The 13,123-nt window shown below is 48.3% G+C and carries 11 protein-coding genes; 7 read left to right on the top strand and 4 right to left on the bottom strand.

The window, feature by feature from the left end:
- Positions 1 to 132: 132 nt before the first annotated feature.
- Complete coding sequence (locus SGI98_01770; protein MDZ4742130.1) at positions 133 to 495, top strand: hypothetical protein; 363 nt, start codon at positions 133 to 135, stop codon at positions 493 to 495.
- A gap of 305 nt (positions 496 to 800) precedes the next feature.
- The gene (locus tag SGI98_01765) at positions 801 to 1,682 is read left to right on the top strand and encodes an HAD family hydrolase (protein ID MDZ4742129.1); all 882 of its coding nucleotides are present in this window, start codon (positions 801 to 803) and stop codon (positions 1,680 to 1,682) included.
- Here SGI98_01765 and SGI98_01760 read toward each other — a convergent pair.
- Both SGI98_01760 and SGI98_01755 read right to left on the bottom strand, forming a co-directional pair.
- Positions 1,658 to 2,077 (bottom strand): hypothetical protein, encoded by a 420-nt coding sequence (locus SGI98_01760; protein ID MDZ4742128.1) that lies wholly within the window; start codon positions 2,075 to 2,077, stop codon positions 1,658 to 1,660. The genes SGI98_01765 and SGI98_01760 overlap by 25 nt on opposite strands.
- Before the next feature lie 58 nt (positions 2,078 to 2,135).
- Positions 2,136 to 2,618 carry a YajQ family cyclic di-GMP-binding protein gene (locus SGI98_01755; GenBank protein ID MDZ4742127.1) on the bottom strand — a complete coding sequence of 161 codons (483 nt, stop codon included), beginning with the start codon at positions 2,616 to 2,618 and terminating at the stop codon, positions 2,136 to 2,138.
- Between the two features lie 196 nt (positions 2,619 to 2,814).
- Between SGI98_01755 and nusA the strand changes: the two genes are divergently transcribed.
- From nusA to SGI98_01735, 4 genes are all read left to right on the top strand, one after another.
- A complete protein-coding gene (gene nusA / locus SGI98_01750) occupies positions 2,815 to 4,065 on the top strand; it encodes a transcription termination factor NusA (GenBank protein MDZ4742126.1) in 1,251 nt (416 codons plus the stop codon).
- A gap of 23 nt (positions 4,066 to 4,088) precedes the next feature.
- The gene (gene infB, locus SGI98_01745; protein ID MDZ4742125.1) at positions 4,089 to 6,299 is read left to right on the top strand and encodes a translation initiation factor IF-2; all 2,211 of its coding nucleotides are present in this window, start codon (positions 4,089 to 4,091) and stop codon (positions 6,297 to 6,299) included.
- A gap of 76 nt (positions 6,300 to 6,375) precedes the next feature.
- Positions 6,376 to 6,777 carry a 30S ribosome-binding factor RbfA gene (rbfA, locus tag SGI98_01740; protein MDZ4742124.1) on the top strand — a complete coding sequence of 134 codons (402 nt, stop codon included), beginning with the start codon at positions 6,376 to 6,378 and terminating at the stop codon, positions 6,775 to 6,777.
- Positions 6,761 to 7,765 carry a bifunctional oligoribonuclease/PAP phosphatase NrnA gene (locus SGI98_01735; GenBank protein MDZ4742123.1) on the top strand — a complete coding sequence of 335 codons (1,005 nt, stop codon included), beginning with the start codon at positions 6,761 to 6,763 and terminating at the stop codon, positions 7,763 to 7,765. Before rbfA ends, SGI98_01735 begins: the two co-directional genes overlap by 17 nt.
- Positions 7,766 to 7,796: 31 nt before the next feature.
- Here the strand turns inward: SGI98_01735 and purL are convergent, their stop codons facing one another.
- Complete coding sequence (purL, locus tag SGI98_01730; GenBank protein MDZ4742122.1) at positions 7,797 to 10,040, bottom strand: phosphoribosylformylglycinamidine synthase subunit PurL; 2,244 nt, start codon at positions 10,038 to 10,040, stop codon at positions 7,797 to 7,799.
- Between the two features lie 151 nt (positions 10,041 to 10,191).
- A complete protein-coding gene (rpsA, locus tag SGI98_01725) occupies positions 10,192 to 11,868 on the bottom strand; it encodes a 30S ribosomal protein S1 (protein MDZ4742121.1) in 1,677 nt (558 codons plus the stop codon).
- Between the two features lie 325 nt (positions 11,869 to 12,193).
- Here rpsA and SGI98_01720 point away from each other — a divergent pair, with 325 nt between their 5' ends.
- Positions 12,194 to 12,850, top strand: a complete 657-nt coding sequence (locus SGI98_01720) for an acyloxyacyl hydrolase (GenBank protein MDZ4742120.1) — start codon at positions 12,194 to 12,196, stop codon at positions 12,848 to 12,850.
- Positions 12,851 to 13,123 lie beyond the last annotated feature (273 nt).

Raw genomic sequence — 13,123 nt, 5'->3', positions numbered from 1 at the left:
GTGCAGTGGTCGCGGGTGGTTATGGCATTTTGCATGACCAAGTCATCTACACGATTTCTCTGGAGTATTTTACGCGGTTGAAAATTCGAACAATTCAATTATGCTGATTTTGGTTTGCCCGTGAGGGTCTATGTGCGGGAGATTGGTTTTCTGGCGACTTGGTGGGTCGGTTTTTTCTCGGGCTGGTTTTTGGCCCGCATCAAAGTTCCTCTTTGGCCCGTGTCTGATGTGTACCGGCGGTGTCTGGCAGGATTCCTGATGATTATCGCGATGGCCTTTGTTTTCGGGACTGTTGGGTATTTCCTCAGGAAGCATCATACCAGTGATTATTCGAACTGGTCGAGTATGTGTACGATCCTCGGGGTCACGGATATCCCGGCCTTTGTGTGTGTGGCCTATATTCATAATGCCGGTTATATCGGAGGATTAACAGGTCTTCTGATTGCCGTGGGGTGGATGTTGTGGTTAAAGAGAAAGGAAAAGACTCTTTCGTGATCCTCGGATGACGGCACCCTTTTTGTCATGCTTAAAACGGGCATAGATTATCCGGCTTTTATCCCATCTGTATCTGGCCGTTGTAATCGATGAGTGATGTATTGGCCGGGCAAGGGAAACAGTCTTTACACCTCTGAGTGGCGATTGACAGGGCGTGGGCTTTGGCGTTTTCTGGGGATCATCCACGGCCCATGCCTTCAGGAGGGTATCCAGTCTCGAAACCGTGCCGGGGTGAGGGATTCGTCATCAGAGATGAATTTTTCCATTGCCCTCCTTGGGCATTTGGCCTTTTATCGCGCGGATATATGAGTTTCCCGTGTGAATTAAAGCATGACTTCCTGTTTGTGTCGGATATCGACGGGACATTGATCAATCCTCAAGCACAATTAACCGATTACAGCCGTGATGAACTAGGCAAATTGCTCGGGGAAGGGATGCCTTTTACCGTCGCGAGTGGCCGGGGATTAATCGAAATGTATGACGTCATCAAGGGGATCCCCTTTGAATTCCCCGTGGTCGAGAAAAATGGTTCCTATATCACTGATTTCCATACGGGCAAACATTTGTGTGTCCAGGCGATGGACAGGGAAATTACCGGGCAAGTCATCGAAAAGTCACTCTCAGAGGGGATCTCGCCTTTTTTCTTTTGTTACGACGGGACAGAGGACCTGATGTTCCATGCTCCTCCTTCAAATGAGCGGATTGCTGTTTGGCTCAAGGCCCGGCAGGCGAAGGGTGATCCACGTTTACGCGCGGTACCTCGGCTGACGGTGGGGGAGTTCATCCAGCCTGTTTGTATTACGACGATAGGCCCGAAACAGGCGGTTGAACGCATTTTGCGGTGGGTGGAGGCAAATCACTCCGAGAGTTTGCGCGCCCACATGTATGAAGACCCTTACGGGCCGGGCTGGTGGTGGATCGAGATCCATGATTATTTTGCGACCAAAGGGCATGGGCTGGAGACTTTATGCAAGATGGTCGGGCTCGACATGGCTCATGTCACTGTGGTCGGGGATGAGACTAATGATATACCGATGTTCCGCATGGCCGGGCACAGTGCCGCGATGGGTAATGCCCCTGAGGAGGTCAAACATTTTGCCAAAGAGGTCATCGGAACGAATTCAGAAGACAGCACAGTCAAATACCTTCGTGCACAGTGGGATCAAAAAAGGAAAAAGATCGTATAGAAATAAACAAGGAAAAGCAGGATCATCATGACAATCCCCACGCCTTGGGCAAATTTTAACGAAAATATATTTTTCCCTACCTTGTCGGATAATATCGCATACATCGTCCAGACAATGGGGATTAAGACCATAAAAAAACCATATCGGGCAAGAAAAGGGGATAAATACTCAGGGTTTTGCCGTGAAAGGACATCAGCAGAAGCGGCTTTCTGGAGTACCATTACAGCAAATGTGCCGATACAGATAATGATAAATTGAGTCAGGGCAATGACATTGGTCATAGTAAAAGAAAAGTTATTGATATACCCTAACACTCCCCAGAGCAATTTGCACAGGACATTTTTTTCGCAGGGGGAAATTTTATTACGCCCACCATTTGTCCCTCTTGTATTCACTATCAAAAGAATTCATCCCTGTGCTCAGCGGATAATGCGATTATTCTATCAGGATTGTTTAATCCCTGAAATTGACAAACCCGAGGGCGCAGCCGAAGTCTTTGGCCCGACACATGGCCATGACGGCTTGGAGGTCATCACGGCTTTTGCCTTCGACGCGGATCTGTTGATCCTGGTATTTAGCCGTAGTTTTGAGTTTTAAGTCGCGGATGTCTTGGGTAATGGCTTTGAATTTATCGTGATCGATCCCTTGTTTGATCAGGATGTCGGCGGTACTGTGGGAAAGGGAATTCTCGACGGGTTTTTGTTCGAGGTTTTTGAGGCTGACATTACGTTTGGCGAGTTTACCAATCATGATCTCGCGCAGGATTTTGACTTTGAACTCATCTTTGGCCTTGAGTTTAATGGTTTCCTTATCAAGGATGACCTCCGGGGCGGCATCTTTGAGGTCAAAACGGGTAATAATTTCTTTTTTGGCTTGGGCAAGGGCATTTTCCACCTCATGCATTTCCACTTTGGAGACAATATCAAAACTAGGCATGCGCAAAGATATAACCAATTGGGTGGTTGCCGTCAATCAGTAGGAAAATGATAGGGGGAGAATTTTGAATAATATATTGACTATTGTTTGAAGTAAGCCTTGACGGTTTTCGCTGGTTTCTATATGCTATTTTGTTCGTCGAGAGGTGGGATTCAGTGTGAACCCACTTTTTTGTTTTTAAGGGACTATATATATCATGAATGCAGAATTAATAGCCGGACTAGATTATTTGGAAAGAGAACGCGGAATTAATCGCGAAGTATTGATTGAAGCGATTCAAAACGCGTTACTTTCAGCGTCGAAAAAGAGCGTGGGACCTGCTCGGAATTTGCGTATCGATATTGACCGCAAGACTGGAGCCATCCGTGCTATTGCGCAACTCGTTGTAGTCGAAAAGGTAACAAACCAAAATGGGGAAGTTTCCTTGACAGAGGCACTCAAGACAAATCCTGAGGTAAAATTAGGGGATGAAATTGATCTTGAGGTCACTCCTGCGGGATTTGGCCGTATTGCCAGCCAGACAGCTAAACAGGCGATGATGGCGCGTTTACGCGGGATCGAACGCGAGAAGATTTTTGAAGAATTTAAAGACCGTGAAGGTGATTTGATTACCGGGACAGTGCGCCGTTTTGAACGGATGGATGTTATCTTGGATCTCGGTAAATTTGAGGCCATTATGCCTTCGAATGAACGGGTTCCTACGGAAGATTACAGTGTCGGGGACCGTATCCGAGGGCTGGTATTACGGGTGGATCAACAAGCCCACCGTGATACGCAGATTATTCTGTCCAGGAGTCATCCGGAGTTTGTCCGCCGTTTATTCGAGCTCGAAGTTTCTGAAATCAATGATGGCACGATCCAGATTAAATCAATCGTTCGTGAAGCCGGATTCCGCACGAAAGTGGCCGTACACTCGAGCGACGATAAGATCGATCCGGTCGGGGCCTGTATCGGGGTCCGTGGAGCCCGGGTGAAAAATATTTGCCGTGAACTGAATAATGAAAAGGTGGATATTATCCGCTGGTATCCTAATATTCGGGAATTCATTCCTGAAGCGCTTAAACCCGCCAAACTCAAGACGATTGAAATCGATGAGAAAAATAAAAGGGTATTAGTCAAAGTCGATGAAGACCAGCTTTCGGTGGCTATCGGTAAACGCGGTGTTAATGCCCGCTTGACCTCAAAGATCACTGGTTGGCAAGTGGATATCGAAAAAGACACCTCTACTACGGATGAGTTTGGCAAACGCGTCGCCCAAGCGACCGCTGAAATCGCCCAAGCGCTGTCGATTGATGCAGAGAGTGCAGGCCGTTTGATAAAGGCTGGATTCCACGGGATCGACATGATTGCCGATACGGAAGAAAATGATTTAATGGAAGCGGCTGACCTGACCGCGGAGAAAGCCAAACAAATCCGCGAAAAAGCCATCGAAATATCCAAGAAATAAGGAATTAAAGAATCGAGATCATCATGCCTGTTAAAGAAGTCAAAGGAACTAAAACAACAAAGAAGACCGAGGCCGAAAAACCAAAGTCTCCACGTACGACTGCGTCAAAACCCGAAGCGGCTTCTAAAAAAACAGGTCTGACCACGAGGAGAATGCCCTCTTCTTCCCATAAACCAAAAACCGGGGAAGATACTCCTAAGTCTGATACATCAGCCGAGGCACAAGCCCCCAAGAAAAAGCCGGTGATTCTGGATTTAATCTCTTCACCTTCCGAACGCCGCGAGAATGAAAAGATCCAGATTGAAAATGATAAGGTCATTGAAGCCGAATCACTCAAAATAGCAGAAGCTACCCCTGCTGGTCCAGCCACTGAATCTCCTGTAGTGGAGGCACCCGTCGTTGACGATGCCGAGAGTGGAGTGGATGGTAAATATATCCATATTAAAGGCCCGATTATTGTTCGTGAATTGGCTCAAATGATGAGTCTCAAGCCCTTCCAGCTTATCGGTGATCTCATGGAGATCAATGTCTTCGCGAATATCAACGGGACGATTACTGAAGAACAAGCGAAAACCGTTTGTACCAAACACCATTTTGAATTTGGCCGCGACCGCCGTGCCAAAGTCGCCCATAAAGAGCATATTATTGAAGCCGAAAAACAGAAGGTGGAGGATAAGAAAATTCCTGTCCCTGTGGAACGTGCAGAACTCCCGCACCGTCCGCCTGTGGTGACATTCATGGGCCATGTCGATCATGGCAAGACCTCCCTTTTGGATTGCGTCCGCAAAGCCCGTGTTGCTGCCGGGGAAGCTGGTGGGATTACCCAGCACATCGGTGCTTATACGATTACCGTTAAAAACGAGAGAAAAGAGGATCAATACATCACTTTCTTGGATACTCCCGGCCACGAAGCCTTCTCGGCTATGCGTGCCCGTGGGGCTAATGTTACGGATATTGTTGTCTTGGTCGTAGCTGCCGATGATGGTCCGATGCCCCAGACCAAGGAGGCTTTCAGCCATGCAAAAGCCGCGGGTGTTAAAATCATTGTCGCCTTGAATAAAGTCGATCTTGCCTCGGCCAATATCAGCAAGGTCCAAGGCCAACTCATGGAGTTAGGACTTGTGGATGAGGAGCTCGGCGGTGATGTCGGAGTCGTAAAAGTATCCGCGACAAAAAATATCGGTATCACAGATTTGATCGGACGTATTCTTTTGGAGTCTGAGATGTTAGAGTTACGTTCCCGGGATGAAGGTGTTGCCACGGGAAATGTGATCGAGTCCCAAGTGGAGCAAGGCCGTGGAGCTACTGCGACCGTCCTTGTTAAAGAAGGTTTACTCAAAGTCGGGGATACCATGCGTATCGGACCTCACTGGGGCAAGATTAAAGCTTTGATAGATTACGGTGGTAAGAATGTCAAAAATGCCAGCCCCTCTTTTGCCGTGAAAGTCGTCGGACTCAACGGGGTGCCTGATGCCGGGGCGAAGTTTGAAATCATGCCGGAGAAGGATGCCCGCCAGCTCGCAGAGACACAGGCTGATGATCTCCGGATGGGTAAACTCCAGAATACCACACGGGCGACATCGATGGAGTCATTGATGGAAGCTATTGCTGCCGGTCAAAAGAAGACCCTCAATGTCATCTTGAAATGTGATGCCATGGGCTCTTCTGAAGCGATCGAAACTCAGCTTAAAAAGGCCAAGAGTGAAAAGATCACGGTCAATTTGCTGCATAATGCTGTGGGACCGATTACCGAGACGGACGTGATCTTGGCTAATGCCTCCGAGGCGATTATTTTTGGGTTCAATGTCAAAGTCGAGACACGTGCGGCTGAAAAAGCTAAAGCTGAGAAGATCGAAATCCGTTTGCATAATATTATTTATGAATTAATGCAAGAGGTCGAAGATGCCCTCGTCGGCAAGCTCGACCCTGAAATCAGGGAGGCAGTCATTGGACACGCCCAGATCAAGCAGGTATTTGAAATGAGCAAGGGCGGAAAAGTGGCCGGTACGGTGGTTACCGATGGACGGATTAGCCGGTCAGGAAAAGCCCGTATTCTCCGCCGTAAATTACAGATATACATCGGGGCCGTTAATACCTTGCGCAGATTCCAGGACGATGTGACGGATGTACGTGCCGGTTTAGAGTGCGGAATCCGTTTGGAAGGTTATAATGATTATGAGGAAGGCGACGTGATCGAATGCTTCATCCTTGAAAAGGTCGCCCAAAAGCTATAGTTACTTTCCCTTGGTGTCCCGGTGAGAAGTGTGAAACCGGGATGCCACTTGAGATTGATAGAAAGGAATCCTTCCTATGAAAAATAGAATGGTCAGAATTAATGAGTTAGTTAAACGTTCCTTGAGTGATCTCATCCGCAAAGAGGTGAATTTTGACCTAGGTTTGATTACCCTTACCGATGTTGATGTCGCGCCGGACCTGCATAATGCCCGTATTTATTTCAGTGTGATCGGGACACAACCCCAGGCTGAACACGAAGCTTTGAAAGTGCTTAATAAAAATCGCAATAATCTCCAGAAGCTGATGAGCCGTGAGGTTATCCTAAAGTACACCCCGATTTTGCAGTTTATCCTCGATTCCACCGCTGAACGCGGTGTGCGTGTTGTCCAAATCTTGGATGATTTAAAAGCCGATCATATGATTCCGGATGAGGAACAAGGCGAGGACGAGGACGCTGAATATGAAACCAAGCCTTGAGCAAGTTACACAGGAACTCGCGAGCCGCGATAATTTTCTGGTGATGACCCACATGCGTCCAGATGCGGATGCATTAGGTTCACAATTAGGAGTGGGACTTGCCTTGGAGGCCTTGGGCAAAAAGGTTACTTATTGGAGCTCTGACACGATACCGGATAAATTCTTTTACCTGCCGCATGTGGATAAGATCATTTCCTTGGAGGGCATTATCGAAACGGCCTTTGATTGTGTGGTCTCGATTGATTGTGCGAGCTTTGAGCGTCTGGGTAAAGCTCGGCATTTTATCAAGAATTTCAGGAAAGAACCCAAGCAGTCGCCTGAGCCTTTCTGTATCAATATCGATCATCACGAGAGTAATACGAAATTTGGCGATATTAACTATATCGACACGTCCTCACCGGCCTCGGGGCAAATTGCTTATGAATTACTGATGACAGCGGGGTGGATAGTCACCAAGGAAATCGCTACTTCTCTTTATGCGGCGATTTCCACCGATACGGGCTCATTCCAGTATTCAAATACCACACCGAAAACCATGCGTGTGGCGGCTGATTTGATAGAAAAGGGGATTAATGTCGGCGAAATCAACCGCCAGATTTATGAGAGCTTTCCCCTCCGCCGGTTATTACTCTTTAAAGAGGTTTTTAATACGGTGGAATTTATCGATGACGGAAAGATCGGTTACATTCAGATCACGGAAAAAATGTATGCCGATACAGGGGCGAAACCCGAGGATAACGAAAATTTCATCGACTCGATCCGCTCGGTGGAAAGTGTCATTGTTGCTGCCCTTTTCGAAGAAGAACCTGAAGGTAAAATCCGTATCAGCCTGCGTTCCAAAGATTCTAAAATCATCAATGTGAATACCATTGCCGGAAAATTTGGCGGGGGAGGCCATCCCGCCGCCGCTGGTGCCCGCCCCGACGGTAAGCTCCCGGAAATCACAGATGCGGTTATCGCCGAGATCAGGCGCACACTTCAGAAATAAGATTGAATCACTTTATTTCGTCAGAACTGTATTATGCCATCAGTTGATTGATGGCGTTGTACCAGGCTCCGCGCAGTTTTTCCGTATCCCAGACAAATAGTTTGCCGTGGGTGGAGACTTCTAGTTTGTCGCCGCCGACTTCTCCGAGTTTACGCAAGGGGACATTGGCTTTTTCGACGATCCCGCGCAATTTGCTTTCGTCGGAAGCTTTACATGTGACGATGATCCGACTCTGGGATTCATTAAAGAAAAGTACGTCAATACGTCCCGAGTGGTCGTCGAGAGCGATTTTTGCGCCGAGTAAATTTTCACCGTTTGAAATGCCCATTTCTGCCAAGGCCACGAGTAGGCCGCCTTCGGAACAATCATGGGCGGCATTTACTGCTCCAGCCCGGATCAGGGACAAGACGACATCTTGGACTCCCTTTTCCTTTTTAAAGTCCAGGCGTGGGGGATGACCGGCTTTGGCATTGTGAATACGTTTGAGGTAGTGTGTGCCGCCGAGCTCATGGCCGAGTTCGCCCACGAGGAAAATGAGGTCGCCATCGTTTTTGAAATATTGGGTCGTGATGTGGTCGGGGTTATCGATTAATCCGACGATCGACATGGTCGGGGTCGGGTCGATGGCTCCTGTGGGGGATTCATTATAGAGGCTGACATTACCGCCGGTCACCGGGGTGTTAAAGAAAATGCAGGCTTCAGCAAGGCCTTCGACGGCCTTTTGGAGTTGCCAGAAATTCTCCGGTTTATGGGGATTGCCAAAATTCAGATTATCGGTCGAGGCGAGGGGTTGCGCCCCCGAGCAAACGAGATTACGGCAGCACTCTGCCACAGCGGTTTTTCCACCTTCATACGGGTCGAGGTAAACGTAGGTCGAGTTACAATCAGTAGCCAAGGCTATGATCTTATCGGCTTCATTGATGCGGAAGACCGCCGCATCCGAGCCGGGAGGAACAATCGTACCGTCACGGACCATGTGGTCGTATTGACGGTAAACCCAGTTCTTACTCGCGATGGTCGGGCTGGAGAGCAGTTTACACAGGATTTCCTCGTAATTGGACGGTTCAGGAATCTGTAGCGGGTCGAAGGAACGGGTTTTGGCCAGATAAGCGGGTTCCTTGGCTTCGCGGTGATAGATGGGGGCGTCTTCAGCGAGTTGGCGGGCGGGGATTTCCGCGACGAGTACCCCGTGGTTTTTGACGCGCATCATGCCGTCATTGGTGACGACCCCGATTTCCGCATAGGGCAGGTCCCATTTTTCGAAAATGCTTTTTACAACGTGTTCATGACCTTTATTCACGATGATCAACATACGTTCCTGTGACTCGGAGAGCATGGTTTCGTAAGGGGTCATACCGGGTTCGCGTTGAGGAACCTTGGCTAGGTCGATTTCGACACCTGTGCCGCCACGGCTGGCTGTTTCGCAGGTCGAGCAGGTTAGTCCCGCTGCGCCCATGTCCTGGATGCCTGCGACGGCATCGGGTACCGCGAGGAGCTCGAGGCAAGCTTCAAGCAGGAGTTTTTCTTTGAAAGGGTCACCGACTTGCACCGCAGGGCGGTCTTCCTTAGATTCTTCAGTGAGCTCCCGTGAGGCGAATGCCGCACCGGCCAGACCGTCACGGCCTGTTTCACTTCCCACATAAAAGACGGGATTGCCGACGCCTTTGGCTGCACCCTTGGCGATTTGCTCATGGCGGAGCACCCCGAGACAAAAAGCGTTTACGAGAGGGTTACCTTCGTAGGATTCATCAAAATAGACCTCGCCACCGATGGTGGGAATACCGATACAATTCCCGTAATGGGCGATACCGGCGACGACACCAGCAAAGAGGCGGCGGTTATTTTTGGCTGTGGCACTGTCGCCTTCGATCGCGCCGAAACGCAGGGAATTTAAGTTACACACGGGACGGGCGCCCATGGTGAAAATATCGCGAATGATCCCACCGACACCTGTGGCGGCACCTTGGAATGGCTCGACTGCGCTGGGGTGGTTATGGGATTCGATTTTGAAGGCAATGGCCCAGCCGTCACCGATATCGACGACCCCAGCATTTTCTTCACCAGCCTTGACCAGGATGTGGGGTGCGCTGGTGGGGAATTTCTTAAGCTCGGGTTTCGAGTTTTTATAGGAACAGTGTTCACTCCACATGACCGAGAAAATGCCTAGCTCGGTGAAGTTAGGTTCGCGTCCGAGGATCCCTTTGATGCGTTCATATTCATCAGGAGTGATCCCGTGTTTGGAAATGATTTCAGGAGTAATCTTTGGTTCAGTCATGGAACCTTTGACTGTAACGGATTCCGTCACGCGGGCAAGTGTGGTATTTGGGATTTTCTTATTTTTCAGACTGTTTGTTCAACAAAAGCAAAAACCCGCCCCGATGTGATCGGGACGGGTTTTGGAGAATTTAATAATTAAGAAGGGTTGATTACTTCTTGTTTTCGCCGGGACGGAATTCCTCGGCTTGGTCGAAGGCATGTTCGAGGGAGGCGAGATCGTCTCCGGGTTTGATGCTTTCGAGGGCTTCGCGTTCCTTCTGGAGTTGTTCTTCAGAATAGTTAGCGGCCTTGATAGATAACCCGATACGGCGGTCTTCCTTATCGACTTTGATTACGCGGGCAGAGACATCGTCCCCGACTTTGAGAATGTCTTTGACCTTCTCGACGCGGTCTTCGCTGATCTGGGAGATATGGACGAGACCGTCGATACCATCTTTAAGCTCCACAAAGGCACCGAATGAAGCGATCTTGGTGACTTTACCGGCGACGACATCACCGATTTTGTAGAGTTGCTCGATATGTTTCCAAGGATCTTCGCTGAGTTGTTTAATCCCCAGGGAGATACGTTGGTTTTCGCGGTCGATCTCGAGGACAACAGCATCGACATCATCACCTTTTTTGAGCAATTCGCTCGGGTGATTAATCTTGCGGGTCCAGCTCATATCTGAAACGTGGATCATACCGTCCATGTCACTGTCGAGTTCCACAAACGCACCATAACTGGTCATATTGCGGATCTTTCCTTTGACTTGGGTGCCGGATGGATACTTCTGCTCGATGGCATCCCATGGATTTGACTCGAGTTGGCGGATGCCCAAGGAGACTTTTTGTTCTTCCTTGTTCATACCGAGAACGACTGCTTTGACTTCTTGGCCGACAGTCAGGACATCGGAAGCGCGGGCCACACGTTTTGTCCAGGACAGTTCGGACACGTGGATCATGCCTTCGATACCAGGTTCGAGTTCCACAAAAGCGCCATAAGGAGCGATGCTGACGACTTTACCGGAGACTTGCGTGGCGACAGGATATTTTTCTTCGACTTTATCCCAAGGATTGGATTGACCTTGTTTGAGGCCGAGGGAGACACGTTGTTTCTCATGGTCGATGTCGAGGATGGTGACTTCGATTTCGTCGCCATTTTTGACCATTTCAGAAGGATGATTGATACGGCCCCAGCTCATATCGGTAATATGGAGGAGTCCATCGATGCCGTCGAGGTCGAGGAATACACCGAAATCAGTGATATTCTTGACCTTGCCTTTGACTTTGCTGCCCACTGTCATGCTTTCGAGGAATTTGGCGCGTTTTTCAGCACGTTCAGCCTCGATTAATTCACGGCGGGAAATGACGATATTTTTGCGTTCTTCATTGATCTTGACGATCTTGAATTCAAAAGTCTTGCCGACATAATCATTAAGATTTTTCGGGGGCACGATATCGATTTGTGAACCGGGAAGGAAAGCTTCCACGCCCACATTAACCATGAGTCCGCCTTTAACAACGCTTTTGACTTTGCCCATGATGATGCCACCTTCAGTGGAAGCATTCGTGATCTTGTCCCAGTTGAGTTTCTGGAGGGCTTTTTCGCGGGAGAGGACGACCATGCCGTCATTGTCTTCGAGTTGCTCGAGGAGCACTTCGATTTCGTCGCCGATTTTGATTTCGGTGGGTTCGTCGAATTCGTCGGTGGGAATGATTCCTTCGGATTTATATCCGATATCGACGAGGACTTCGCGGCCGCGGATTTCGAGAATCCTGCCTGTAATGATGCTGCCTTCTGTGAAATTCTTTACAGAGGCCCTGAGTAATTCTTCCATGCCTTTCATGGGAGTAACCTTTTCTTCTAGAACTAACTTAAAAAATTTCTTTTCACCACCAACTGTGTTTCAAATATGGAATTCAAAAGACGGGCTTTTGATCTAAACGAACTTGACGTTAGGAGAGTTGAGAGAATTTTCAGTTAAGTTTTTGTTTTGCGCGCCCGTTCAACACATGTTGACCGTTTAAAGCGGCAAGAGCCCACAACACAAGAGGAGTTTTAATGCTAAATCAAGTGAAAAAAATGATTTTTTAGGTTTTTCTGAGTATATTCTTGTCATATGATCTTTCTTGACTAAGTATCTCGACGAAACTGAACCAACGGGGAAAATTATGAATATTAGGGCAAAAAGTATTATCACCGCGCTTTGTGGTGTTATTTTGACAGTGGCAAACGTGTCAGCTGGCACGGATATGTCGAAATCCTTAGTGACGGATGTTAAACCTGTTGCTTCTTATGATTCAAATTTTGATTCAATGAATTGGGAAGCTAAACTCGAATGGGGTGGTTTTCATCAATTTGACCAACGCTATTTCCAGCCAGCAGCCTTGAACTATTTTACGGCTAATGCCCTTATGGGACTCATGCTTTACAGCCCGACAGGTCCTTCCATCCTTCGTGGTAATACGGAGTTCTTCTTTGGTTTGAATGGAGGCGGTTTTTCAAATGGTCCCGGTGATTATATCGCCCCAGGATTAATGTTAGGACTCCAGTATAACTTTGTGCAGCCAAACTCCCGTTGGGTGCCGATTGTCGGTGTGAATGCAGGCTTCGCCTTTTTGGATCCTGCCTTGAAGCCCGCCTATATCGGTTCCACCTTTAACTTCACTTGGAGCCCTTATGTCGGGTTGCGTTGTTTTCTTAATGAGAAATGGTCTGTCCAACTCACCGGAAACTACAATCACATGTCCAATGCGGACACCACCTCAAATAACCATGGGATTAATGGTATCGGCGGAATGATGGGTGTTTCTTATTTCTTTAAATAACCCTGAAGATAAATTTTACTACCAAAAAAGCCTCCGATAAACGGAGGCTTTTTTATTGGTTAGGCCTTTGCCTATGAACAGGGGGACGTGGGTAAAGACAGTGCCTTTTTGACAAAGATGCACCAGGTGTCGGATGAACTGAGGGAAATACTCACGCCTTTTGTCCCTACATAATCAGTTTGACCATCCTAATTCTGCATCCTTCGTGGTGCAAATTGCTCCCTTTGTGTGAGATTTTTATCACAGGTGTCTGCGAGTGCCCTGTGGGGACAG

The sequence above is a fragment of the Verrucomicrobiota bacterium genome, assembly GCA_034440155.1.
In the GTDB taxonomy this organism is placed as follows: domain Bacteria; phylum Verrucomicrobiota; class Verrucomicrobiia; order JAWXBN01; family JAWXBN01; genus JAWXBN01.
The sequence above is the reverse complement of the archived record's forward strand: the minus strand, read 5'-3'. Positions and strand labels throughout refer to the sequence as shown.